Source organism: Catenulispora sp. GAS73 (assembly GCF_041262085.1).
Lineage (GTDB): Bacteria > Actinomycetota > Actinomycetes > Streptomycetales > Catenulisporaceae > Catenulispora.
The window spans coordinates 326,392-351,599 of record NZ_JBGCCM010000001.1 but is presented as its reverse complement, the minus strand read 5'-3'; the positions used below and the strand labels follow the sequence as shown (position 1 = coordinate 351,599).

General features: G+C 70.6%; 17 protein-coding genes and 2 tRNA genes. 12 read left to right on the top strand and 7 right to left on the bottom strand.

Features of this window, described 5'->3' with window-relative positions:
* Window positions 1-6: 6 nt before the first annotated feature.
* A complete protein-coding gene (locus ABH935_RS01415) occupies window positions 7-2,427 on the bottom strand; it encodes a nitrate- and nitrite sensing domain-containing protein (RefSeq protein WP_370375899.1) in 2,421 nt (806 codons plus the stop codon).
* A 214-nt stretch (window positions 2,428-2,641) separates the two neighbouring features.
* Here ABH935_RS01415 and ABH935_RS01410 point away from each other — a divergent pair, with 214 nt between their 5' ends.
* Window positions 2,642-4,408 carry an ABC transporter transmembrane domain-containing protein gene (locus tag ABH935_RS01410; protein WP_370375898.1) on the top strand — a complete coding sequence of 589 codons (1,767 nt, stop codon included), beginning with the start codon at window positions 2,642-2,644 and terminating at the stop codon, window positions 4,406-4,408.
* A 1-nt stretch (window position 4,409) separates the two neighbouring features.
* On the top strand, window positions 4,410-6,200 hold the full coding sequence (locus tag ABH935_RS01405) for an ABC transporter ATP-binding protein (RefSeq protein ID WP_370375897.1): 1,791 nt from the start codon (window positions 4,410-4,412) through the stop codon (window positions 6,198-6,200).
* 47 nt (window positions 6,201-6,247) lie between these two features.
* Here ABH935_RS01405 and ABH935_RS01400 read toward each other — a convergent pair whose 3' ends face one another.
* The gene (locus tag ABH935_RS01400) at window positions 6,248-7,297 is read right to left on the bottom strand and encodes a DUF4037 domain-containing protein (RefSeq protein WP_370375896.1); all 1,050 of its coding nucleotides are present in this window, start codon (window positions 7,295-7,297) and stop codon (window positions 6,248-6,250) included.
* Window positions 7,298-7,340: 43 nt separating this feature from the next.
* Window positions 7,341-8,387 (bottom strand): GlxA family transcriptional regulator, encoded by a 1,047-nt coding sequence (locus tag ABH935_RS01395; protein WP_370375895.1) that lies wholly within the window; start codon window positions 8,385-8,387, stop codon window positions 7,341-7,343.
* Window positions 8,388-8,458: 71 nt separating this feature from the next.
* Here ABH935_RS01395 and ABH935_RS01390 point away from each other — a divergent pair, with 71 nt between their 5' ends.
* The 5 genes from ABH935_RS01390 to ABH935_RS01370 all read left to right on the top strand — a co-directional run bounded on the left by ABH935_RS01390 (window position 8,459) and on the right by ABH935_RS01370 (window position 16,236).
* Complete coding sequence (locus ABH935_RS01390; RefSeq protein ID WP_370375894.1) at window positions 8,459-9,427, top strand: NADP-dependent oxidoreductase; 969 nt, start codon at window positions 8,459-8,461, stop codon at window positions 9,425-9,427.
* A 266-nt stretch (window positions 9,428-9,693) separates the two neighbouring features.
* Window positions 9,694-11,832, top strand: coding sequence for a DUF6421 family protein (locus ABH935_RS01385; RefSeq protein WP_370375893.1), 2,139 nt, complete (start codon window positions 9,694-9,696; stop codon window positions 11,830-11,832).
* Between the two features lie 55 nt (window positions 11,833-11,887).
* Entirely contained in the window at window positions 11,888-12,601 is a 714-nt protein-coding gene (locus ABH935_RS01380; RefSeq protein WP_370375892.1) for an SDR family NAD(P)-dependent oxidoreductase, read from the top strand.
* Window positions 12,602-12,627: 26 nt separating this feature from the next.
* On the top strand, window positions 12,628-13,692 hold the full coding sequence (locus ABH935_RS01375) for a low specificity L-threonine aldolase (RefSeq protein ID WP_370375891.1): 1,065 nt from the start codon (window positions 12,628-12,630) through the stop codon (window positions 13,690-13,692).
* 288 nt (window positions 13,693-13,980) lie between these two features.
* Window positions 13,981-16,236, top strand: a complete 2,256-nt coding sequence (locus ABH935_RS01370) for a helix-turn-helix domain-containing protein (RefSeq protein ID WP_370375890.1) — start codon at window positions 13,981-13,983, stop codon at window positions 16,234-16,236.
* Between the two features lie 21 nt (window positions 16,237-16,257).
* On the opposite strand, the gene ABH935_RS01365 is transcribed toward ABH935_RS01370, so the two are convergent.
* The 3 genes from ABH935_RS01365 to ABH935_RS01355 are packed head-to-tail and all read right to left on the bottom strand — an operon-like array spanning window position 16,258 to window position 18,649.
* Entirely contained in the window at window positions 16,258-17,145 is an 888-nt protein-coding gene (locus ABH935_RS01365) for an ABC transporter permease (protein ID WP_370375889.1), read from the bottom strand.
* A complete protein-coding gene (locus ABH935_RS01360; protein ID WP_370375888.1) occupies window positions 17,145-18,197 on the bottom strand; it encodes an ATP-binding cassette domain-containing protein in 1,053 nt (350 codons plus the stop codon). Before ABH935_RS01360 ends, ABH935_RS01365 begins: the two co-directional genes overlap by 1 nt.
* Before the next feature lie 32 nt (window positions 18,198-18,229).
* Window positions 18,230-18,649: a winged helix-turn-helix transcriptional regulator gene (locus ABH935_RS01355; protein ID WP_370375887.1), complete on the bottom strand. Its 420-nt coding sequence runs from the start codon at window positions 18,647-18,649 to the stop codon at window positions 18,230-18,232.
* 99 nt (window positions 18,650-18,748) lie between these two features.
* Between ABH935_RS01355 and ABH935_RS01350 the strand changes: the two genes are divergently transcribed.
* Complete coding sequence (locus tag ABH935_RS01350; RefSeq protein WP_370375886.1) at window positions 18,749-19,594, top strand: alpha/beta fold hydrolase; 846 nt, start codon at window positions 18,749-18,751, stop codon at window positions 19,592-19,594.
* On the opposite strand, the gene ABH935_RS01345 is transcribed toward ABH935_RS01350, so the two are convergent.
* Window positions 19,581-20,903: an alginate lyase family protein gene (locus tag ABH935_RS01345; RefSeq protein ID WP_370375885.1), complete on the bottom strand. Its 1,323-nt coding sequence runs from the start codon at window positions 20,901-20,903 to the stop codon at window positions 19,581-19,583. The two genes, ABH935_RS01350 and ABH935_RS01345, sit on opposite strands and share 14 nt — an antisense overlap.
* Window positions 20,904-21,310: 407 nt before the next feature.
* Here ABH935_RS01345 and ABH935_RS01340 point away from each other — a divergent pair.
* The 4 genes from ABH935_RS01340 (at window position 21,311) to ABH935_RS01325 (ending at window position 25,144) form a co-directional block, all read left to right on the top strand.
* Window positions 21,311-21,384 (top strand) — tRNA-Leu (locus ABH935_RS01340).
* A 48-nt stretch (window positions 21,385-21,432) separates the two neighbouring features.
* A tRNA-Leu gene (locus tag ABH935_RS01335) sits at window positions 21,433-21,518 on the top strand.
* 184 nt (window positions 21,519-21,702) lie between these two features.
* On the top strand, window positions 21,703-22,659 hold the full coding sequence (locus ABH935_RS01330) for a LysR family transcriptional regulator (RefSeq protein ID WP_370376108.1): 957 nt from the start codon (window positions 21,703-21,705) through the stop codon (window positions 22,657-22,659).
* Between the two features lie 196 nt (window positions 22,660-22,855).
* Window positions 22,856-25,144: a collagenase gene (locus tag ABH935_RS01325; protein WP_370375884.1), complete on the top strand. Its 2,289-nt coding sequence runs from the start codon at window positions 22,856-22,858 to the stop codon at window positions 25,142-25,144.
* The last annotated feature ends 64 nt before the right edge of the window (window positions 25,145-25,208 follow it).

Here is a 25,208-nt window from a genome sequence, read left to right as displayed (position 1 = left end):
TTTGCGTCACTGCGATTTCGGTCCGTTGCGGCCGCTGAGCCCGCGCGCGTAGGCGGCCATGGTGGCCGCCACGTAATCGGGGTCGCGGTCGATGCGGGCCTTCTTCTTGACGGGCTCGGGGTGGCTGCCGGGCTCGCCGTTGGTCGGAGGTTCTGCGGGCGCGGCCTGTTCCGGGGCCGGAGTACGCCGTGCTTTGGCCGGCAAGTGGGTCTTCGGGCGACGTACGGGCAGGCCGTTCACAGTAGTAGAGGTGTCAGAAGCCTGAGATCCGTTACTGCCGCTGACGGAAGCGGTGCCGTTGACCTGAGCGCTGCCGTTGACGGGAGCGCTTCCGTTGACCTGAGTGCTGCCGTTGGCGGCGGTCGCGACGGGCTCCTCGATATCAGCGAACGGCAACTCGGGCCAGTCGATGTCCTCGGCGGCGGCGCCTTCGCCGGTGACCGCGACGGCCGTGTCGGGCACGAGATGGACCGTGCCGTCAGCGGGAACGGCACCGCCCTGCGCCGAGACCACCCGCAACGGCAACCCCACCTCGGCCACGGTCCCGCCGCCGGGCCGGGCCCGCAGCTGGATCTCGATCCCGTACCACGCGGCCAGATGCGCGACCACGGTCAGGCCCATCGCCCGCACCGTCTCGCTGTCCACCTGCCGCGGTGCGGCCAGCTGCGTGTTCAGCTCCGCGCGCCGGGCCGGGGTCATGCCCAGGCCGCGGTCGGCGATCTGGATGATCACCCGGTCGGTCATCCGGTGGCCCTCGACCGTCACCCGGCTGTCCGGCGCGGAGAACGCGGTCGCGTTGTCCAGCAGCTCCGCGCACAGGTGTACCAGGTGGTCCACGACGTGCGGCGCGATGACGACCCCCGGGTCGACGGCCGCCAGGTCCACGCGCGTGTACCGCTCGATCCGGCCCAGCGCCGCCCGCAGCACGTCCAGCAGCGTCACCGGACGCTCCCGCACCCGCGCCGAGCCCTCGCCGCCGAGCACCAGCAGGCTCTCGTTGTTCCGCGCCATCCGCGCGGCCAGGTGGTCCAGCACGAACAGCCGCGCCAGCCGGTCCGGGTCCTGCTCCAGCCGCTCGGCGCGGTCCAGCTCGCTGGTCAGCGCGCCGGTCAGGCGCTCGCCGCGGCGGGCCAGCGCCACGAACGTGGCGCCCACGCCGGCGCGCAGCAGCACCTGCTCCGCGGCGGTCCGCAGCGCCTCGCGGTGCACCGAGTTGAAGGCCCGCGCGACCGCGGCCAGCTCGTCCTTCGGGTCGTTCGCGTTCAGTGCGTCCCCGCGCCCGGTGCCCAGCGGCAGCGCGTCGCCGGCGTGGTCGGCGAACTCCTCGGGGGTCCGGCCGGTCAGCGACTCGCTGGTGCGCAGCTCCTCGACGGCGGCCGGCAGGCCGGTGAAGGCGACGGTGTTCGCGGCGTCCCGCAGCTGTCGCAGGCCTCTGATCATCGGCCGGCCCAGCCGCAGGCTGATCATCACCACCAGCAGCGCGGTGCCGGCGATCGCGGCGGCCTCCACCTCGGCGATGTGCTCGGAGCGGTCCCGCAGCTTCGCCACGGCGGACATGGTGGCCATGTCCATCTCCTCGCGGACCGTGTCCAGCGCGGTCCGCCGGGCGCTCATCGTCTGCACCCACATGTCCTTGTCCGGGGACAGCAGGTCCCCGGGGCCCAGGTGGGATATCTGGTCCTCGAACTGCTGCGCGTTCAGGATGTCCGCGGTGGTCATCGCCTGGTCCGGGCGCTCGTTCCAGCCGGCCGGGGCCGCGGTGTCGAAGGACTCCATCGCGTCGTCGTAGGCCTGCCGGTCGTGCGCGACGGCGGTGACGGCGGCCGGTGTCAGCGGCAGTCCGACCGCCGAGCGCAGCACGTCGGACTCCTCCTGGCCGGTCGCCTCAGAGGCCTGATACAGCAGGTTCGCGGCCTGCAGCCGGGCCGCGATCGGCTGCGTGGCGCTGCCGTCGTCGATCACCGAGCTGCGCAGCTGCGCCAGGTCGGCGATCGCGATGCGGTACTGGAACACCACCGTGGACAACGCCGGCGCGGCCTGCGCCTTAATCTGCGCGCGCAGCGTCGTCAGCTGTGTCAGGTCCTGGTCGATGCGCGAAAGCAGGGTCCTGGTACCGGGCGTGATCCGCGGCATGGAGCGGACCTGCTGCCGGTAGGCGGCCAGCGCCGCGTCGGTCTGCGCGATCCGGGTCTGCACGTCGGGGGAGAGCTGGTTCTGGTGGGTGGTGAGCAGCAACGCCATCGCGGTGCGCTCGTCCTGTAAGCGGTACAGGAGCTTGCCCGCGGCGTCCGAGGTGTGCATCAGGGACCACAGACGCTCGCTGCGCCAGGCCGCGCCGGCGGAGGCGGTCAGCGCCACGGCCCCGAAGCCGGACACCGCGGCGAGCGGGACGGCGACCAGGACGCCGAGCCTGCGCGTGATCCTCAAGACGGCCCCTCGCGACAAGGCTGACAGGGTATAGGCGGACTGTTTGCGATGCGTGTGGTGCGAGTGTGGTGCAGGTGATGCCGGGCAAGGTGGCCTCATCCAACCGGGAGGCGGGGACCTGAGTCAAGCCTCGAATAGCGTGGACTATTCGCGCAGGTGGTGGCGGCGTTAAATTCGGTGGCCCCGCCCCGGGGCCGCTACTAGCGTGGCGATCATGCGGCGCCTCCCCGAGCCGGACCCCGGCCTTCCCGACACCCGATCGGCGACCCGGTACTTGATCTGGCTCGTACGGATGCAGTGGACGTCGATGACGCTCGGCGCCTTCTGGGGCGTGGTCTGGATGGTGAGCCAGGCGCTGATGCCGGCCGCGATCGGCAAGACCATCGACGCCGGCGTCACCGCGAAGGACACCGCGGAGATCTGGCGCTGGTCGGCGGTGGTGCTTCTCCTGGGTTGCCTGACCGGTCTGGCCGGGATCCTGCGGCACCGGTGCGCCGTCACCAACTGGCTGACCTCGGCGTACCGCACCGTGCAGCTCACCGCGCGCCAGGCGACCGACCTCGGCGCCACCCTGCCCAGCCGGATCGCCACCGGCGACGTGGTGGCCATCGGCACCGCCGACACCTCCAGCATCGGCAGCACGATGGACGTCAGCGCGCGGTTCGCCGGCGCGGTGGTGTCGGTGGTGCTGGTCTCGGTGCTGCTGCTCAGCACCGAGGTGCGGATCGGGCTCACCGTGCTGATCGGCGTGCCGCTGATCATGGCCCTGGTCGGGCCGCTGCTCAAGCCGATGCACCGGCGGCAGAGCGAGGTGCGCGCGTTGCAGGGAAAGCTGACCGGCCGGGCCAACGACATCGTGGCCGGCCTGCGGGTGCTGCGCGGCATCGGCGGCGAGCCGGAGTTCGCCGAGCGCTACCGCGAGCAGTCGCAGGAGCTGCGGTTCGCCGGGGTGCGGGTGGCGCGCGTGGAGTCGGTGCTGGAGTCGGCGCAGGTGCTGCTGCCGGGGTTGTTCGTGGTCGGTGTGACCTGGCTCGCGGCCCGTCTGGCGGTGTCCCACGACATCACCACCGGGCAGCTGGTGGCGTTCTACGGCTATGCCGCGTTCCTTGTGGTGCCGTTGCGGACCATCACCGAGGCGTGGGGCCGGTTGCTGCGGGCGCATGTGGCGGCGACAAAGGTTGTCAGGGTGCTGGCACTGAGCCATCCGCTCGCTGAGACGGCCGGTTCTCAGGAGCGGGCCGAGGGCAGCGGGGCGCTGGTCGACGAGCACTCCGGTCTGAATCTGAAGCCGGGGTCGTTCACGGCGGTGGCCGCCGCGGACCCGGCCGAGGCGATCGAGCTCGCCGACCGGCTCGGGCGCTACCGGGCCGCCGAGGGCGTGACGTTGGACGGCGTGCCGCTCGAAGCGATGCCGCTGGGGAGCCTGCGGCGGCGGGTGCTCGTCGCGGACAATGACGCACGGCTGTTCTCGGGGCGGCTGGCTGATGGGCTGGCCGGTGCCGGTGCCGGTGCCGGTGCCGGAGTTGGTGCTGGTGCTGCTGTCGGCGTCGGCGCCGATGCCCGCGCCGACGGCATGGGACGCGTCACCGCCGCCCTGCACACCGCCGCGGCCGAGGACATCATCGAGGCCCTGCCCGACGGCCTGGACACCACGGTCTCCGAGCGCGGCCGGTCCTTCTCCGGCGGCCAGCAGCAACGGCTGCGCCTGGCCCGTGCGCTGCTCGCCGACCCGGAGGTGCTGCTGCTCGTCGAGCCGACCAGCGCGGTCGACGCGCACACCGAGGCGCGCATCGCCGAGCGGCTCGCAGCGGCCCGGGCCGGTCGTACCACGGTGGTGTTCACCACCAGCCCGCTGATGCTCGACCGGGCCGAGCGCGTGGTGTTCCTGGCCGGGGGCCGGGCCGCCGCCGAGGGCCGGCACCGCGAGCTGTTGGCGACTGTGCCCGCTTACCGGGCCACTGTGACCAGAGAAGAGGACTGAGATGACCGAGTCCGGGCCTCAGGCCTCCGGTCGCCAAGCGCTGCCGGTGGCGACATATCCCGAGGTGCGTCTGTATGCCGGGCAGGTCGCGCGCGCTCGCGGCCGGGACCTGACGCTGACCGTCGGGCTGTTCGCGCTGGCCGCGGTGGCCGGGCTGTTCGGGCCGCGGCTGCTGGGCTCGCTGATCGACGGCGTGCAGCACGGCACCACCGCAGGACACGTCGACACCATCGTCGGGCTGATCGCGCTGTTCCTGATCGTGCAGACCGTGGTGACCCGGTACGCGAAGCTCGCCGCCGGCAAGTTCGGCGAGGGCGTGCTCGCCGAGCTGCGCGAGAACTTCGTGGCGGGGGTGCTGGAACTGCCGCTGTCCGTGGTGGAGCGGGCCGGCAGCGGCGACCTGCTCTCGCGCTCCTCGCGGGACGTGGACATGCTGAGCATGGCCGCGCGCTACGGCGTGCCCACGACGCTGGTCGCGATCGTCACCACGCTGCTCACCGTCGGGGCGCTGGCGCTGGTCAGCCCCTGGGCGGTGCTGCCGCTGCTGGTCATCGTGCCGCCGATCGCGGTGGTGTTCCGCTGGTACATGAAGCGCGCGCCGGAGGGCTACCTGGCCGAGAGCGCGCGCTACGCGGACATGACCGACAGCCTGGCCGAGACCGTGGACGGAGCGCGCACGGTCGAGGCGCTGGGCCTTCAGCGGTACCGGATCGGCCGCACCGACGAGGACATCCGGCGGCAGTTCGCCGCCGAGCGCTACACGCTGCGGCTGCGGTGCGTGTTCTGGCCGACCGCAGAGTCCTGCTACATCCTGCCGGTGGCGCTGACGCTGCTGCTCGGCGGGCTGGGATACGTGCACGGCTGGTTCACCCTCGGGCAGGTCACCGCGGCCACGCTGTACATGCAGCAGATCATGGGACCGATCGACGACATGCTGGCCTGGGCCGACCAGCTGCAGGTCGGCGGCGCCTCGCTGGCGCGGCTGCTCGGCGTGGCCGGCGTCCCGGCCGACCGCGAGGCCTCGGGCGAGCAGCCGGATGGCGAGGACATGCGCGCCAGGGACGTGCGCTACTCCTACATCCCGGGCCGCGAGGTGCTGCATGGTGTGGACCTGTCCCTGACCGCCGGCGAACGGCTGGCGATGGTCGGCCCCTCCGGCGCGGGCAAGTCGACGCTCGGCCGCCTGCTGGCCGGCATCCACGGCCCCACCGCGGGCTCGATCGCGGTCGGCGGCGTCCCCCTGGTCGAACTCCCGCTCGCCGACCTGCGCGGCCAGGTGGCGCTGGTGAACCAGGAGCACCACGTGTTCGCCGGCACGGTCCGCGAGAACGTGGTCCTCCCGCGCCCCGAGGCCACCGACGCCCAGGTCCGCGACGCCCTGTCCGCGGTCGACGCACTGACGTGGGCCGAGGCGCTCCCCGAGGGGCTCCAGACGGCGATCGGCGCCGACGGCCACACCCTGTCCCCGGCGCAGGCCCAGCAACTGGCGCTCGCCCGCCTGGTCCTGGCCGACCCGCACACCCTGGTGCTCGACGAGGCGACCTCCCTGATCGACCCCCGCGCAGCCCGTCACCTGGAGCGCTCACTGGCGGCGGTGCTGGAAGGCCGCACGGTCATCGCGATCGCGCACCGCCTGCACACCGCGCACGACGCGGACCGCGTGGCGGTGGTGGAGGACGGCGTGATCGCCGAGCTCGGGAGCCATGAGGAGCTGGTGGCGACCGGCGGGGCGTATGCAGACCTGTGGGAGTCGTGGCATGGGCGCGGGGCTGCGGCTGCGGAGCAGGTGTAGCGAGAACGCGGGCGAGCGCGGGCCCCGGGACGACGATTCGCGGACCGCTACGCGTCGCCGACCATCGTGGTGATCGCGGCGCGCGTGAACTCCGCTTGTCCAAGAAAGTCGGTGCTGTCGGCGAACTGGTCGATCGCGCCGGTGCGAGGCAGGGCACGGATATCGGCGTCGGTGATCTGCTTCATCAGCGCGTCGGTGAAGCGCTCGGCACCGATGACTTGGAACGGCCGCTCGAAGTACAGACGCGTTTCCGGATCGAGCGGTTCGGTGAGCCCGAGGGCGTTGTGCTGCTCGGCGACGAGCGTGTAGACGCGCCCGAGTTCCTGCTCCCGGGCCTTCCAATGCGTCGCGGCGAGCGCGGCGGTCATCAGCGGCACCAGGTTCGCCGCCGCATCCGTCCGCGCGAACGCCGACCCGAGCCACTTGCTGTACGGCGGATACCGCCGCTCCATCAGCAGCACCAGCCGTATCAGGTCACGAACAAGCCGCGCGCACACCACCGCCGAGCCGAGTTCGTCGCCGACCTCGCCGCAGCGGCCGACGAAGGCCTCCTCTTGCGAGACGCGCTTCCACTGGCAGGCCAGCACATACAGCCACACGTCGCGCGGGTACCACGCCAGCCGCGCGCGATCGGCTGTGAGCTGCCCGAGCCCGTCGTGGAACACCGCGCCCGATGTCGCCTCCAGCAGCCGCTGCGTCGGCGTCGCGAGCCAGTCGGCGGTCGTCACGCCCCGCGACGGCGTGAACCCCAGGCATCCGGTCAGCCAGTCGTCGACCCCTGCGACGAGCACCTGAGCCGGGTAGCCGAGGAACGTCTCCGGGAGCTGATATGCGAAGGCTGACAAAAGCCGCTCACGATGCCGCGCCACATCGTCCGGCGCGAAGAACAGCTGCACGTGCGGACCCCAGTCGTGGTCGGCCGAACGCGCCGTGTCGAAGCCCAGCACCTCCGAACCGCTGCCGAGCCGGGCTGCGGCGTGCGGCAACCCCGGCAGCTCCTTGTCGAGGATCGGCAGCACGGCTTCGAGGTAGAAACGCCGTGACAGTTCCAGGCCGGGCACGAAATCCGGGGCGGGCGCGAAATCCGAGGCGGTCATGCTCCGAAGCCTCCCGCGAAGATCGCTGTCGCGCGACCGGTTTTCAAGCCCGAGCGAAAGTCCGCCGATAGGCCTGCGGCGACACCCCCACCGAAGCCCGCAGATGCTGCCGCATCGAGGTGGCCGTCCCGAACCCCGCCTTCTCCGCCACCCGGTCGATCGGCAGATCGGTCGCCTCCAACAGGTGCCGCGCCAGATCCACCCGCTGCACCGTGAGCCACTGCCCGGGGCTCTGCCCGGTCTCGGTGCGGAACTGGCGAGTGAAAGTCCTGATGCTCATCCGCGCCTGGCCCGCCATGTCCTGCAACGTCAAGGGCTCGTGCAGCCGCTCCAACGCCCAGGCGCGCGCCGGCCCGGTCCCGGTGGCCGCCGGCGTCGGGACCGGCCGCTCGATGTACTGCGCCTGCCCGCCGTCCCGCGACGGCGGGACCACGCAGGCACGCGCCGCCGCGTTCGCCACCGAGCTCCCGTGGTCGGTGCGGATGATGTGCAGGCACAGGTCGATGGCGGCGGCGACGCCGGCCGAGGTGAGAATGTCGCCGTCGTCGATGAACAGCACGTTCGGGTCCACCGACAGCGTCGGGAACAGCCCCTCCATCCGGTCGGCCTGGTGCCAGTGCGTCGTCACCCTGCGGCCGTCGAGCAGCCCGGCGGCGGCGAAGACGTACGCGCCGGTGCACAACGCCACCTTCCGCGTCTCCGGACGGATCCGGGCCAGCGCCTCCGCGAGCTCCGGCGGCAGGGGAGCGCCGTCGGCGAGCTCGTCCACGATCGGGTACGCCGGCGGAATGATCACCGTGTCCGCCTCGGCCAGCGCCTCGGCGCCGTGCTCGACATACAGCGAGTAGTCCTCGGTCGTGGTCACCGGCCCGGCCGTCAACCCACAGGTCACGACGTCATACAGCGGCTCCATGTCTGGACCGGGCGCCGCGCCGAACAGCCGCGCCGGAATGCCCAGATCGAACGGGATCACGCCGTCCAGCGCGAGGACCACGACGCGGTGCCGCCCGCGCACGGGCTCGGCGCCGGGCTCGTCCGGCGCAACGCGACAGGGACCGGTGAGCGGGGACTGCCGCTGGATCTGGGCCATGGCCCGATTCTTTCACATGTTGGCCATCGGGCCACTGTCGGCATCCGGGGACGGTCCGCGAATGTGGAGCCATGACCGAACAGAGCATGCGCGCGATCGTCGCCACCAAGCCCGGCCCCGCCGACGTCCTCCAGGAGACCCGCGTCCCCAAGCCTCAGCCCGGCGGCACCGAGATCCTGGTCCGCGTGCACGCCGCCGCGATCAACCCGGCCGACTGGAAGACCCGCTCCGCCGGCGGCTGGGCCGGCCGCCCCGACGTCACCGAGCAGGGCCCGATCCTCGGCTGGGACGTCTCCGGCGTCGTCGAGGCGGTCGGCCGCGGCGTCACCCTTTTCAAGCCCGGCGACGAGGTCTTCGGCATGCCGCTGTTCCCGCACTTCCCCGGTGGCTACAGCGAGTACGTCGCCGCCCCGGCCCGCCAGTTCGTGCGCAAGCCCGCGGACCTGACCCACGTCCAGGCCGCCGCCCTCCCGCTCGCCGCGCTCACCGCCTACCAGGCGCTGCATGACTTCGCGAACGTCCAGCCGGGCCAGAAGGTCCTGATCCACGCCGCGGCCGGCGGCGTCGGCCACCTCGCGGTCCAGATCGCCAAGGCCCTCGGCGCGCACGTCGTCGGCACGGCCAGCGCCGCCAAGCACGACCTCCTGCGCGAGCTCGGCGCCGACGAGGTGATCGACTACCGCGAGGTGGACTTCGCCGAGACCCTGACCGGCGTCGACGTGGTCGTCGACGCCATCGGCGGCGACTACTTCGACCGCTCCCTGCGCACGATGAACCCCGGCGGTACCTTCGTCGCCCTGAGCTACGACGTCAGTTCTGCGATGAAGGCGCGCGCCGCCGAGCGGGACATCACCGCCGACTTCATGCTGGTCGAACCGGACCTCGGCGGCCTGACCGCGATCCGCGCCCTGGTGACCGACGGCCGGCTGCGTCCCGTCGTCGACACCGTGCTGCCGCTGGCCGACGCCGCCAAGGCGCACGAGCTCGGCGAGACCAACCGCGCCGCCGGCAAGATCGTCCTGACCGTCATCGAGGACTGACCGTCATCGAGGGCTGACCGTCGACAGGTAGTCCGCTCACAACCACCTCACGAGCGCCCCGGACCGCACCACCGGTCCGGGGCGCCGCCGTGCTCGGCCACCAGCTCGACCACCGGGACCGGTCGCACCAGTCCCGGGCGCCCCGTTACCCCCGGCTACCGCAAGGTAATCCGGCGATCAAGGATTGATTCCGAAGGATTTCCGTCGCTAGACTGGTCGCACACTATTTCTTCCACCAATCATCCGATGATCAGGCGAGGTGACACATGCGGCAGCACACGGGAATCCTGCGAGTCCTGTTCGACGAGGCCCACAGCGAGGCCTGGACGATCGATCCGGCCGACGCCCTGGCGATGAATCCCGTGAACCCGGCCGACGCCGGTTATACGCATGCCGCCGACCTCCTGCGCGGGCGGGGCTACTCCGTCACCGCGCACCGCGAGGGCGCATTCACGCCCGACTCGCTGTCCGGCGCCGACGTCCTGGTCATCGCGCACCCGGCCGATCCCGCGCGCGAGCGCACCACCGGCGTCGGGACCCCCGTGTTCACCCCGGCCGAGCTGGACATCCTGCAGTCCTATGTGGCCGCCGGCGGCGGTCTGGTGCTGCTCGCCGACAGCGAGCAGGACACCGGCTCCAACCTGGCCGCGCTGCTCGGCCGCTTCGGCGTCGGCATCGACCACTTCACGGTACAGGACGCCGCGCGGCGGCACAACGGCAACGCCCGCTGGGTGCTGGCCGAGCGCGCCGCGCTGCCGGAGAACCGGATCGAGTCCGAGGACGTGCTCGCCGGCGTCGCCGAGGTCTGCTTCTACCGCTCCGGCACCCTGTTCACCGCCCAGGACGCCGACATCCTGCCGCTGCTGAACTCCTCGCCGACCGCCGACCCCGCCGACCGGCCGCTGGCCGTGGGCGTGCGCTTCGGCAAGGGCCGGGTCGCGGTGTTCGCCGACTCCGACATGTTCGGGGACGACTCGATCGCCGACTACGACCACCGCGCGCTCTGGATCAACGCCGTCACCTGGGCCTCGCGCCGGCCGAAGCAGGCGAACGCGGCCGATGTCGTGCCGCACCCGGTCGCTTCCTCGGAGGCGTTCGGCGACCTGAAGGCGGCGATCGAGGAGCTGCGGCCGCTGCAGTCCAAGGACGGCTCGATCGACTTCGAGGCCGACGGTAACGATCGCGCACGGGCCGAGTCCCTGGCCAAGCGCATCGGCGCGGCCGTGGAGCTGCTGGCGCCGGAGTTCCCGCACGACGCGGACTACCTCGGCGCCGTCCTGAAGGACCTGCGCCGCTGGGCCGAGGACGGTTTCGGCGTGCCGGACTTCCTGGACTCCCTCGGCGCCTTCCACCCGGCCGCGCAGCGCGAGGACGGCCGCGAGCACCTCGTGGTGTTCCCGATGTACACGCAGAACGGCAACCTGGACCGCAACTTCGAGGCGCTGATCATCCGCACCGTGTGGCCGGACTGGATCGCCGAGCTGGAGCGCGACAAGTACCCGAACCCGCAGTTCGTGCCGATCGAGTTCGTCGCCGCCGACGCCTTCACCGCCGGCTACGACACCAACAGCGCCGTGCTGTTCCCGGAGACCGTGGCCGTCCGCGAGACCCCGGTGTTCACCTGGGGCGCCATCATGCAGGACCGCGAGGCCGCGCGGTTCCGGATGGTCACCTCGGCCGCCGCGGCGACGCTGAAGATGTCGCTGCCGCCGGACGCCGCGCGGCTGCTGGCGGACCAGCGGCTGACGCAGGAGGTGTTCGTGCTCTGGGACCTGGTCCACGACCGCACGCACAGCCACGGCGACCTGCCCTTCGACCCGTTCATGATCAAGCAGCGGATGCCGTACTTCCTGTACTCGCTGGAGGAGCTGCGCTGCGATCTGACGACGTTCCGCGCCGCGGTCGATCTTGAGCGCGAGGGCGGCCCCGGCACCTCGCACGCGCGCCTGGTCCAGTACACGATCCTGTTCGACCGCCTGTTCCGCTTCCCGATCACCGGCGGCCGGGTGCGCAACTACGACGGCCTCGGCGGCCAGCTGCTGTTCGCCTACCTGCACCGGCACGGCCTGATCCACTGGACCGACAACCGGCTGGCCGTGGACTGGTCGCGGATCGCCGACGCGGTGATCGCGCTGGCCACCGAGGTCGAGACGCTGTACCGGGACGGCATCGACCGGCCCAAGCCGGCGCACTGGATGGCCGCCTACCAGCTGGTCGCGAGCTACGTGGCGCCGAACCCGAACTCCGTCTGGGCGCGGGGCGCCTCCGCGCTGCCGCTGGACGGGCCGCCGAAGGGCCTGGTCGACGCGGTGCTGCCGGACGAGTTCCCGCTGTCGATGTTCTACGAGGCCCTGAACAAGAAGCTGAAGCCGGTCATCGAGGCCACCCGGGGTGTCACGGGCTGAGCCGCAATATCCTGACCCGCGTATCGCCGCACCTTCGATGAGGAGACTCGCAGCAATGAGCCTGAACAACCAGTCCGTGGTCGTGGTGGCGGGCGTCGGCGGCGGCGCGGGCGGCGCCGTCGTTCGCGCGCTGACCGCGGCCGGCGCGACCGTGATCGGCGTGGACACCTCGACCGAGAACGCCGAGCGCGGCGTGGCGCTCGCCGTCGAGCCGGGCCGCGCCGTGCCGGCCGGGGTGGATCTGCTCGACCTGGACGCCACCAAGGCTTTCGCCGAGGGCGTGCTGAAGGAACACGGCCGGGTGGACGGCGTGATCCACTTGGTCGGCGGCTGGCGCGGTTCGAAGACCTTCGGCGAGACCAAGCTGGAGGACTGGGAGCTGCTGCACAAGCTGCTGATCCAGACCCTGCAGCACACCTCGCTGGCCTTCCACGACGCCCTGGACGCCGCCGGCGACGGCCGCTTCGTGCTGATCTCGGCGACCGCCGCCTCCGCGCCGACCGCCGGCAACGCCGCGTACGGCGCCGCCAAGGCCGCCGCCGAGGCCTGGACGCTGGCGCTGGCCGACAACTTCAAGAAGAGCGGCGACAACGCCGCGGCGGTCGTGCTGGTCGTCAAGGCCCTGCTGACCGACGCCATGAAGGAGGCCAAGCCGGAGGGCAAGTTCCCCGGCTACACCCACGTCGACGACCTGGCCTCGGAGATCGTGAAGCTGTTCGGGCAGCCGGCCGCCGAGGTCAACGGCACCCGCGTCCGCCTCGCCCCCTGAACCAGCCTGACCCGCTAAGGAACACCGTGACTATCACCCGTCGCCACGACCTCGACTACCGTGGCTTCGCCAGCGACAACTACGCCGGGATCCACCCCGAGATCCTGGAGGCGATCGCCGTCGCCAACGGCGGCCACCAGATCTCCTACGGCGAGGACGTCTACACCGAGCACCTGCAGGAGATCTTCCAGGGCCACTTCGGCCCGCGCGCCGAGGCGTTCCCGGTGTTCAACGGCACCGGCGCCAACGTCGTGGCGATGGACGCGATGATCGAGCGCTGGGGTTCGGTGATCGCCGCTTCCACCGCGCACATCAACGTCGACGAGTGCGGGGCGCCGGAGAAGATCGGCGGCCTGAAGCTGCTGACCGTGGCCACCCCCGACGGCAAGCTGACCCCGGAGCTCATCGACACCCACGCCTGGGGCTGGGGCGACCAGCACCGCGCGCAGCCGCTGGTGGTCGCGATCACGCAGTCCACCGAACTCGGGACCTGCTACACCCCCGAGGAGATCAAGGCGATCTGCGACCACGCGCACCAGCACGGCATGAAGGTCTTCCTGGACGGCTCCCGCCTGGCCAACGCCGCGGCGACCCTGGGCCGCCCCTTCAAGGACTTCACCACCGACGCCGGCGTGGACGTCCTGACCTTCGGCGGCACCAAGAACGGCCTGATGCTGGGGGAGTGCGTGGTCGTGCTCAACCCCGACGCCGCGCACGGCGTGATGTACCTGCGCAAGATGTCGATGCAGCTGGCCTCGAAGATGCGCTTCCTGTCCGCGCAGTTCGAGGCGCTGCTGTCCGGCGACCTGTGGCTGCGCAACGCCTCCCACGCCAACGCGATGGCGCAGCGGCTCGCGGCGGCGGTGCGCGAGGTGCCGGGCGTGACGATCACGCAGCAGGTGCAGGCGAACGCGGTGTTCGCGGAGCTGCCGCGCGACGTCACCGAGCGCCTGCAGAAGCGCTTCCGCTTCTACACATGGAACGAGCACACCGGCGAGGTGCGCTGGATGTGCTCGTTCGACACCACGGAGGCGGACATCGACGCGTTCGCCGCCGCGGTGCGCGAGGAGATGAGCCACGCCGGGGCCTGACGGGCCCGCGGTGCGGCGCCGGTCTGCTCGGTCCTGATTCGGGGGTCAGGACGGGGCGGCTTCGGCGCGCGGTGAGCTGTATTTCTGCGCAGCTGTGGTTCCCCCGGCGAACATCTAGGGTTTCAGGCCTTCAGGTGTCCAGCGGCCAGCACGTCACCTTCGGCGTCGTGCACGCGAACGACCCCGACGCCTCCAGAGACCTCGTCGCCTGGGTCGACTGCTCCTGAGCTGTGCACACCCGTTCGGCCCACTAAGATCAACGGTCACACCGCCGACCGGAGGGCCGCCATGCCGCAGCTGGAAACGACCTTCGCGGCGGAGCTGCGCCGGCTGCGGCTGCGGGCCCAGTTGACGTTGGAGGCGCTCGCCGAGGCCTCCGGCGTCAGCGTTCGGACGATCGGTGCGCTGGAGCGCGGCCAGAGCTTGGGTCCGCAGCGCCGGACTGTGCTTGCCTTGGCCGACGGGCTCGGGCTCGACGACGCCGAGCGGCAGGCGTTGGAGCAGCTTGCCGAGGTGGGTCGTCCCCGTCCGGTCACCGCGCCCGGCGGTTGGTGCGTGCCGCCGCGGCCGGTTCCCGACTTCACCGGACGTGACGCGGAGGTGGACCGGCTCGTCGCGGTGGCCGCAGAGTCCGGCGCCGACGCGAGCGCCGCCGCTGCGGTCGCCGTGCTCTCCGGGCCCGGCGGCGTCGGCAAGACCACGCTCGCGGTCGAGGCCGGTCGTCGTGCGGCCGCGACCGCCGGTCTGCCGCTGTTCTATCTGGACCTGCGCGGCATGGACCCGGAGCCCCTGGAACCGGCGGTGGCCCTGTTCCGCCTCTTGAAGGCGCTCGGGGTCGGCAACCGTGACATGCCCGACGACCTCGACAGCCGGTCCGGGCAGTTCCGTACGCTGCTGGAGCAGCGGCCGGCGATCGTCGTCCTGGACAACGTGCGCGACGAGGAGCAAGTTCGACCTCTGTTACCCGGCGCCGGTCTCGGATCGGTGTTCGTCACCAGTCGCAGACTCCTGACAGGACTGGAGGGCGTCGAGCGCCTGGCGGTTTCGATCCTCGACGACGAGGCGGCCCAGGACCTGCTGACCTCGATCATCGGCGACACCGAGGGCCCCCGGGGCGACGGCCTGGAGGACCTGGCCGCGCTGTGCGGAGGCCTGCCGCTCGCGCTGCGCATCATCGGCAACCGCCTGGCCACCCGCCCCCGCTGGACCGCCCGCCAGCTCGCCGACCGCCTCGGCGACTCCGAGCGCCGCCTGGAGCGGATCCACGCCGGCGACCTGCAGATCACCGCGGCCTTCGCCATGTCCTACGACCACCTGACCCCGGCCGCTCAACGCCTGTGCCGCCGGGCCGCGCTCGTGCCTGGCCCCGACTTCGCCGCGCCGCTGGCCTCGATGCTGATCGGCGCCTCGGTCCTGGACACCGAGGAGCTGCTGGACGAACTGCACGAACTCGGCCTGCTGTCTCAGACCGACAGCGGCCGCTACGGCTTCCACGACCTGATCCGCCTGTTCGCCAACGACCGCCTCGACGCCGAGGAGCCCGGGCAACGCGAACCCCTGGCCGCCGCGATGACCGACTGGCTGCTGACCGTGGCCGTCGCCGCCGGCCGATGGTTCGAGCCCTCATACGGCGCCGCCCCGGCCGAATGGGACCTCCCGGTGGACCTGACGAGCGCCGAGGCCGCCTCGGCGTGGCTGCAGGACGAGGCGGACAACTGGTTCGGCGCCGTCCGTATCGCCGCGTCGGAGGGCCACCACCGTCAGGTCATTGATACGGCTGAAGCAGCACATTGGTACTCCGACCGCTGGTTCCTGTGGACGCACTGGCACGAGCTCTTCGTGCTGGGCGTCGAAGCCGCGGCTCGGCTCGGCGACACCGTGGCCCAGGCCAAGCAGCTGAACTACCTGTCGTGGGCCCAAGCACAGCGCCACGAGCACGCGACGGCGGCGCAGACCGCTCTGCGCGCGGCGGGTATGGCCGAGGAAGCCGGAGCGGTGGGCCCGCAAGCCTGGGCGTTCCTGTTCGCGGCGAACGCCGAAGCGCAGCTGGATCTGTCCAAGGCGCTGCGGCACGCGCAGGACGCGGACCGGTTGTTCGCCCAGAGCGAGGACTACGAGGGCCGACTCAACGCCCTGCAGACGGTCGGCATGATCTCGCTCATGCTGGGCCACGCCGATGAGGGTATTGAGAAGCTTCGCGAAGCCGTGGAGTTGGCGCGCGTCCCGCAGGTCGGACCCGGCCTCCAGCTGATCGCCGACGTCGCGCTACTGCTCAGCGCCTGGTACCTGGCGCGCGCCTACGAACAGACCGGCGCGGACGCGGCGGCCGAGGACGCCTACCGCCTGGCCCTGACCAGTGCCGAGGCAGCCGGGACGCCGTATCAGCAGGCGAAGGTCGAGCGCGGGTTCGCCCTCCTGCTGGAGCGCACCGATCGGCGTAAGGAAGCTGCGACGCTGCTGCGGTCGGCACGCGAACGGTTCGTCGAGGTCGACGCCGCACCGGAGGTCGCGGAAGCGGACACGTTGTTGGCCGAGTGGGGCTGACTCCAGCCGTCGTCAGTACATCTAGGACAGGACGCGCCGCCCGAAGTTGCGCAGCCCCAAGCCCAGGAACAGCGCCAGGAACCCGATCAGCACGGGATACACGATGTAGAGGTGCATGTGCGGCGCGTCGGTCAGCGCCGCGCGCATCCCCTCGTTGATGTAGATCAGGGGATTGACGAGCACGAGCGTCTGCAGCCACGGGAATCCGCCGACCTTCACCGGCGCCAGCCTTGTCCACTCGTAGTAGGTCCCGCCGAGGAACGTGAGCGGCAGCACCACGAACCCGAACATCAGGCCGATGTTGCGGGCCTCGAACGTCGTGCCCAGCAGCAGCCCCAACGACGTCATCGCCACGCACGCCAGCGGGATCAGCGTCAGCAGGATCCACCAGTGGTACGACAGGTCGGCGTGCACACCCTCGGCGTGTACCACCGCCGCGATCGGGAACACGAGCAGCGCCGAGATCATCCCTTGGACCGCGCCGGAGAACACCTTCGCCATCGCCACCAGCCAGATCGGGCACGGCGCCTGCACCCGGTCCTCGATCTCGCGCGTGTAGCCGAACTCCGAGGCCAGCTGGAGCGCCACCGCCTGGATGCCCTGGAACATGATCGCGATCCCGACCACCCCCGGCACCAGCACCGTCGCGAACGCCGACTCGCTGCGCGCGCCGCCGCCTCCGCCGATGCCCTGGCCGATCGTGGGGAACACGTATAAGAACACGAAGACCAGCAGGAACGGCTGTACCAGCGTGCGCGCCACAAACTCGCCGAAGTGCTTCTTGAGCACCATCAGGTCGCGCAGGATCAGCGCGCCGAGCGCGGTGCGGGACGCGGCGGCGGCCGAGCGTGCCGGGCGGGAGCGGATCTGCTGTCCGGTGCCGCGCACGGCTTCGGTTCGCGCGGTCATCAGTCCCTCAGCTCCTTACCGGTCAGGCCGATGAACACGTCCTCCAGGCTCGGCGCCGCCACCGAGAGGTCGGCCACGACGTAGCCGGCGCTCTCCGCGGCGCCGATGATCCGCGCCAGCGAGCCGTCGGCGCCGCGCAGGTGCATTTCGAGGCTGTCGCCGGAGGCGCGCAGCCGGGTGATGCCGGAGACGGACTCGCGCAGCCTGGCCCCGAGGGCGTCGAGGTCGCCGTGGGCCTTGATCGTGACCACGGTGTCCGCGTCGACGCCGTGCTTGAGCCGGGCCGGGGTGTCCAGGGCCAGGATGCGGCCGTGGTCCATGATCGCCACCCGGCCGCAGAGCCGGTCGGCCTCCTCCATGTAGTGCGTGGTCAGCAGGATGGTCTGGCCGTCGGCGTTGAGCTCGCCGAGGATGTCCCACAGCGCCAGCCGGCTCTGCGGGTCCAGCCCGGCGGTCGGCTCGTCCAGGAACAGGACGGCGGGCCGGTGGAAGATGGCGCGGGCGACCATGAGGCGCTGCGCCATGCCGCCGGACAGCGCGAAGACCGAGGCCTTGGCCCACTTGGCCAGCTGGAACTGCTCCAGGAGCCGGTCGGCGGTGCGGCGCGACTCGGCCCGGGGGATGCCGAACAGCAGGCCGTGGACGTACAGGTTCTCCCAGACGGTCAGCTGCCGGTCCAGCGTGTTCTGCTGCGAGACCACGCCGATCAGCTGCTTGGCCAGCGCCGGGCGCGCCACCACGTCCACCTCGCCGACGGACGCCCGCCCGGAGGTGGGCACCACCCGGGTGGTGAGCATGCCGACGGTGGTCGTCTTGCCCGCGCCGTTCGGGCCGAGCAGGCCGAAGATCTCGCCGGGCCGCACGTCCAGGTCCAGCTGGTCGACGGCGGCGAAATCCGTGCCGCGGTAGACCTTGGTCAACTCCCGGGTGCTGATGACGCTGCCGGCCTCGGCGGCTCCGCGGCCGTTGGCGCCGCTGCCATCACTGTCATCGCTGACGCCGGCCGGGGCCGTGGCCCCCGGTTGCGGGACCGGGACCGCTGGGGACTCCACCCGCTCAGGCTATTGCCGCCGCCCGGAGCCCGCTACAGGTCGGTCGTCCCTCGTTCGGCCGCCGCACGTTCGTTGGCGCGATCGATTTCCGCCATATGCTCCTCGGCCCACGCGCGAAGCGCGGCCAGCGGCTCCTCCAGCGACAGACCGAGCGGCGTCAGGCTGTAGTGCACGCGCGGTGGGACCGTCGGCTCGACGCGGCGGCGCGCGAGACCGTCTTTGACCAGGCCTTGCAACGTGGTCGAGAGCATCTTCTGGGACACGCCGGGCATCCGGCGCCGCAGCTCGGCGAAGCGGACCTCCTGCGGTGCGGCATCGGCGAGCACCTTCACCGCCATCGACGTCCACTTCGAGCCGAGCCGGTCCAGCAGTTCGCGGGTCGGGCACGCCGGATCGAACAGGTCGCCGCGTGCGTCATCGCCTAGGTGTACAGCCAGGGCGGTCACTTCCACCTTACCACCTGACGGAGAAGTGCCGTCTTGGCGCCGCTCCCTCGGTCTCTTACGGTTACGAGATATCTGATGGTAACCGCTTTTTACCTGGGAGGACATGTGTCCACGCCGGTCGAACTGCTCAGAGTGCCCGCCAACGGGATCGAGGTCAACGTCGCCGTCGCCGGCAGCGGCCCGGCGCTGCTGTTGCTGCACGGGTTCCCGCACACGTGGCGACTCTGGAGCGCCGTCATCGGACCGCTTTCCGAGCGGTTCCGAGTCATCGCCCCGGATCTGCGCGGTCTCGGGGACAGCTCACGTGCCGCCGGGGGCTATGACGGCGAAACCCTCGCTGCCGACGCCGAACAACTGCTGGCCGCGCTGGACGTGGACTCGGCGGCGGTCGTCGGGATCGACGCCGGTGCCGCCCCGGCGTTCCTGCTCGCCATGCGCCGGCCGGATCTGGTGCGTCAGCTGGTGCTGATGGAGGCGATACTCGGTCGCCTGCCCGGCGCTGAGGACTTCCGGGCCGCCGGTGCGCCGTGGTGGTTCGGTTTCCACGCTGTGCCGGGCTTGGCCGAGACGGTTCTGGCCGGACACGAGGCCGAATACGTGGACTGGTTCTTGGCGACTGGGACGCAGGGGCGCGGCATTCCCGCCGGTGTACGCGACGCTTTCGTCGCCGCGTACACCGGTACCGAGTCCCTGCGCTGCGCCTTCGAGCACTACCGCGCGATGCCGGAGACCGCGAGTCAGATCGCTGCCGCGACCGCCGGGCACCGGCTGACCGTGCCGGTGCTGGCGGTCGGTGCGCAGCCGGTGGGGCCAGCGCTCTATCAGCAGGTGCGCGAGGTTGCGGACGATGTCACTCGGCAGGACATCGCAGAGTGCGGACATATCATCCCGCTGGATCGTCCCGAGGCTCTGCTCGCTGTGCTGAACGATTTCCTGATCACGAGCCGCTGATCGGGTCCAACTGTTCCGGTGCCGGACGCAGCAGCCAGATGTCCCCGCCGGGCGGCGTCGGGAGGTGCGACACGGCGGCGCGCGCCGTGTGGTCTCCGGCGTCGGCGGCAGCGTGGACGACGTCGTCGGCGGCGAAAGCCTGGAACTGGAGTTCCGGGTACGTCCACGCGGCCTGGCCGGTGGCGGCCGGGACGACGAAGTCGACGGCCTTGAACAGGGTGCCGCCGGTCGGGGTGGTGTAGTGCCACAGGTCGACGCCGACGTGTTTGCCGATCATCGCCAGCCGGGTCAGGGCGACCAGGTCGAAGGTCGAGTAGTGGAAGCTGCGGGTCCGGGCCAGTTCCAGCGGCAGGCCGCCGTTCGCGGCGAGCTGCACGTTCAGCCGCTTGGTCTCCGCGGTCACGACGATCGAGCGGGCCAGCGTCGGCTGCCCGGTCGCCAGCGCGAGGGCGGCCTCCTGCATGTCGAAGAACGAGCCGTGGTTGTTGGTCGAGGCGGCCTCGTCGGAGGCGTTCTTGCTGGTCTGCAGCCAGGTGAGGAACTGCTTGTTCCAGGTGGTCATGCCGGCCCGGTCCGAGGCCGACCAGCCGGGCGCGCCGGTGTTCAGCAGCGCGACGGCGTCGAGGATGTCAGTGAACTGCTGCGAGAAGTCGATGATGCCGATACCCCGGCCGCTGACCGCGCAGGGGATGAACTGCGTGTAGTTCAGGCTGGGGTTCATGCGCGTGGCCGGGTCGACGAACCAGGTGCGCAGGTCCAGCGCCGCGCGCTGGGCATAGGCCGCGTCGCCGGTGTAGTACCAGGCCAGGGTGAGGTCGTAGACGGCGTTGAACATCTCACCGCGCTCGGCGTGGTCGGTGATGTCGTCGATCGCGGGGTTGCGCACGCCGTCGCGCTGCACGTACGGGCAGCCCCAGGGGTTGGCGGCGGTGACGGGCTGGGTCGGCCACCAGTAAGGGGCCTGACTCAGATAGTCGTGCTTGTCGCCGCTCGGCGGCAGCTGCGGCTTGTCCATCACGGACCAAGGCCCGGCGGTCAGCGCGGCATCGGCCTGCTTGCGCAGGTCGGCGAGCGGGGCTTGCAGCGACGGCAGGCCGACGCGGACGAGCTCGCGGGTCAGAGCCAGGCGGTAGCCGTCCAGGACGACGGTCGCGGGGACCTGGAACCGGTGCGCGGGCGAGCTCTGCTGCGCGGGATGCGCGGAGTGTGCGGAGGCTGTGGCCGCCGACGGCGCCAGCAGGCCGGTGACGAGGGCGAGGACGAGGGCGAGGGCTGCGAGTATTCGGGACGTCGTGCGGCTGCGTTTCAACGAAGGTCTCCCGTTCCACCTGGTAGAGGTGATTCACATACGTGAAGCGATGACAGACTTATGAATTCCGCGGCCCCAGTGTCGCGCGGGAGACGGGGCGCGTCAATGAACTCATTCGGTCCGTCCCACCGGCCGGTTAAATCAGTTGTCCGTACCCTGCGAGCCCGGCAGGCTGTAACCATCAAGCGGCTCCGTTGCCGAGATCGGAAAGGGAGGAGCAGGGACATGACCGTCGAAGCGACCCGACTGTGCGTCCTCCGGTCCCTGTGCCTTGCACGCCTTCCGGAGGAGATCTCGGCCTGACCGTCACCAGGTGACGGTCCAAGGGCCGCCCGCCGGAAGGGGAAACCTCCGGCGGGCGGCCCTTTCTCATGCCGCCGTCGGGCGCAGGCCCGAGCAGGATCCAAGCTTCCGTAGCCCAATTGGGAGAGGCACGGCGTTCAGAGCGCCGCAAGTGTGGGTTCGAATCCCACCGGGAGCACACCGGCAGCCGCCGCGTCCCGGCCATCTTGGCCGCGGCGGCCGCCGAGCACTCGTGCTGCAACTGGTTGACAGCCCGGTCTGAGAAGCCGGGGCCCGGCGACGGGCGTGTGGGTTCGAATCCCATCGAGTGCACCGCTGAACGGCAGAGGTTCGCGACTACTCCGAAGGCTCGCTCCTCAGCCGAATGTGGCTCGGCGGTCCGTCGAGCGTGGCCGCGTCGTCGTGGGACCCTGAAGACTGCTCTCGATACGGCTGTTCGAATCGCACGCCTACTGTCGGATGCTCTTCCCTGCGAGTGAGGAAAAGGGGTGTGCCAGTGGAGCTGGAGCTGCGTCATCTGCGGGTGTTGTGTGCCATCGCCGATGCCGGGAGTGTCGCCCGGGCCGGCGCGGTCCTCGGCTATTCCCAGCAGGCGCTCAGCGCGCAACTGTCTCGCATCGAGCAGTTCTTTGGGCGGGCCGTCTTCGAACGTAGCCCCGCCGGCGTGAAGCCGACCGGGTACGGGCTGGAGATCTTGGCGCGAGCTCGCGATGTCGTGGCCCGAGTGGATGCGATAAGGCGGATGCCTGAGGAGGGCGCCTCTTCGACTCGGGTGTTGAGGCTGGCCGCGACCAATTCGCCGGTGTTGGCGGGGATGGTCGCCAGGGTCAGTGCGCAGATGCCTGATGTGGCGCTGACCGTGAACAGCGTCTACGCCTCTTCGGAGATCGTCGAGCAGCTGGAGTCCGGGGAGCTGGACGCGGCGATCGCCGCGGACTATCCGGGATTGGAACTGCGGCATTCCCGGGCGGTGGCCCATCGGGGCATCGCCACCGAGCCCACGTTCGTGGCGCTGCCGGCTCGCCACAGGCACCGTCAGAGCTTGCAGGTCGAGCTGGCCGACTTGGCGGATGAGGCGTGGTTCCTCACCCCGGATGACGGGGCGGGTTGGCCGGGGGTCTTCTACGCGGCCTGTGAAGCGGCTGGTTTCAAGCCCATGAAGGTCCACGAGTTCCTCGGAGACCAGAAGCAGTTGCAGGGGATGATCGCCGCCGGGCTCGGGATATCGCCGGTCCAGGCGACCTTTCCGGCGGCGGCCGGGTTGATCGTCAAGGCGCTGACCGGCACTCCGCTGTGGTGCCGGTACGCTCTGGCCTGGCGCCGGGACAGCGTGCCCGACGTGTTGGCGGAAGCACTGTTCGCGGCGACTCAGGCGGCCTACCGGGAGCTCATCGCTCAGTCGCCGCACTTCCAGGCTTGGTCGCTGCGGACCTACAAGACGTCGCGATCGTAGTAGCGGCCGCATGGCGAACGCGCTGCTCAAGATCTAGGCAGGCCGTGATGTCGCGGAAACGGCGACTGCGGATGTTGTGATCGAAAGCCGCGAGGTGTTGTATCTCAACCCGTTGCTTGCTGTCTATCGCAGTGCAATGTTACGTATCACGCCTCGCCCTCGTCCGGAGGCGCTACCCATCCCCCAAGGGAGCACCATGCGCCATCGATCACACCTGCCCAGAATCATGGCCGCCGGAGTGGCAGCCGCAGGCCTCGTCGTCGGCTTGCTGGCCAGCCCCGCTTCCGCGGCCCAGCAACCCCCGGCTCCGGCCCCGGTCGCAAAGCACGTCGTCAAGCAGGTCCCGCCTCCGACCGGCGCGGACACCGCCACCACGTCGCAGCGACTCGCGGATCGCTCCACGCCTGTGCCGGCCACGCTCCGCGGAGCTCCTGTGAAGCTCCCGGCGAGCAAACCGTCGCACCCGGCAGCCAAGACCACGTCCGCCACGGCCGCGTCCTCCACGAAGGCGGCGGTGACCTCATGCACCACTGCCGACTTCGCCAGCCGACGCGGCGCTGCGCTGGTCTCCTACATCGAGTCCGTGGACTGGGTCGCCTGCATCAACCCGCTGTTCTCCCTGAGCGGTTCGGACGCGAACGCGGTGTTCAACGAGACCAGCATGGTCACAGTCGCGAACGGTGTGGCCAGCTCGGCCTCGTCCTACACCGGCGACGACTCCACCGGTCTGTATGAGTTGCTGTACTTCATGCGGGCCGGCTACTTCGTCCAGTCGCAGCCGAACTCCGGGGTCCCCGCCTACGACTCCACGCTCGCCAACGCCGTCAAGTCCGCGCTCACGACGCTGTTCAACAGCCGGCACTTCAGCGACGTCAGCGCCGGCAACGGCCAGGTGCTCGGCGAGGCGGTCATCACCACCGACAGCTCGGGGCTGCAGGGCGCCTTCCTGAACGTCTACAGCCGCATCCTCAACAGCTACACCAGCGCGTGGGACGCCTACCCCGCGATGGACAACGAGCTGAACAATGTCTACACGCCGCTGTGGGACGGCAACTGGAACCCGGCGTTCGTCACCGCGATCACGAGCAACCCCGGCGTCGCGGACGCCCTGTCCACATTCGCGCTGAACCACCGGTCCCTGCTGGGCGGGGCCAACGACGTGTTGGACTCCAACGCCGGCAACGATCTGGCCCGCATGGTCGGGATCACGGCGCTGCAAAGCAAGATACGGCCGCTGGCCAAGGGGCTGCTCAACGCCTCGTCGATCACCGGACCGACAGCCAGCCTCTGGGTCCACGTCGCGTACCAGACCAGCCAGTACGACGCAGCGTCGCAGTGTTCGTACTACGGGACGTGCAACCTGACCGCGCAGCTCACCGCTGCTTCCCTGCCCATCTCCTACGCGTGCAGCAACTTCACCATCATGGCGGAGTCGCTGACAGCTCAGCAGCAGAGCGACGTGTGTACGAGCCTGGCCAACGAGGTGCCGTACATCAAGAACCTCGACAAGGCCACCGCACCGATCCCCGGCCAGTACTTCCAGGTCAAGATGGTCATCTACGGCAGCAGGGCTGACTACGTCACCTACTCGTGGGCGATCTTCGGCAACGACACCAACAACGGCGGCGAGACGCTGACCGGCGACCCGACCGACCCCAACAACGTCGCCTACTCCATCCTCTACCAGCAGTCGTCCGCCAACGGCTTCACGGCCAACGCCTGGAACCTCAACCACGAGTTCACCCACGTCCAGCAGTCCATCTACGACATGAAGGGCGACTTCGGCACCCAGGTCACGGTGCCGGACGTCTGGTGGATCGAGGGCCAGGCCGAATACGTCTCGTACAGCTACCGCGGTGTCACCGACACCGAGGCGGTCGCCGAGGCCGCCAAGCACACCTACACCCTCAGCCAGCTGTTCCAGAACACGTACGCGATCGACGACACCACCCGCACCTACCCGTGGGGCTACCTCGCCGTCCGCTACATGTTCGAGAAGCACCCCGACGTCATCAACACGATGCTCAGCCACTTCCGCACCGGCGACTACACCGGCGGCTACGCGGTCTACAACAGCATCGGCACCGCCTACGACGCCGACTTCGACTCCTGGCTCGACACCGTCGCCAACGGCGGCAGCGGCGGCGGCACCCTGCCGGCCTGCTCGGACTCCAACCCGCAGGCCATGGGCCAGAACTGCTCCCGCTCCAACCAGTCGGCGACCGCGGGCAACACCGACTACCTGTGGGTCTACCTCCCCGCCGGCACCACCACGCTGACCGTCACCACCAGCGGCGGCACCGGCGACGCGGCCCTCTACTACGACCCGGACACCTGGGCCGACCCCAACACCTACACCGCCAGCTCGACCAACTCCGGCACCAGCCAACACCTCACCGTCACCAACACCACGGCCGGCTACCGCTACCTCAGCCTGTACGCCGTGACCGACTTCAGCGGAGTCACCGTATCCACCCAGTACTGACACCGCTGTCGGCCCGTGGGCGGGGCGGCCACAAGCCGCCCGGCCCACGGGCGCCCATCCGCAC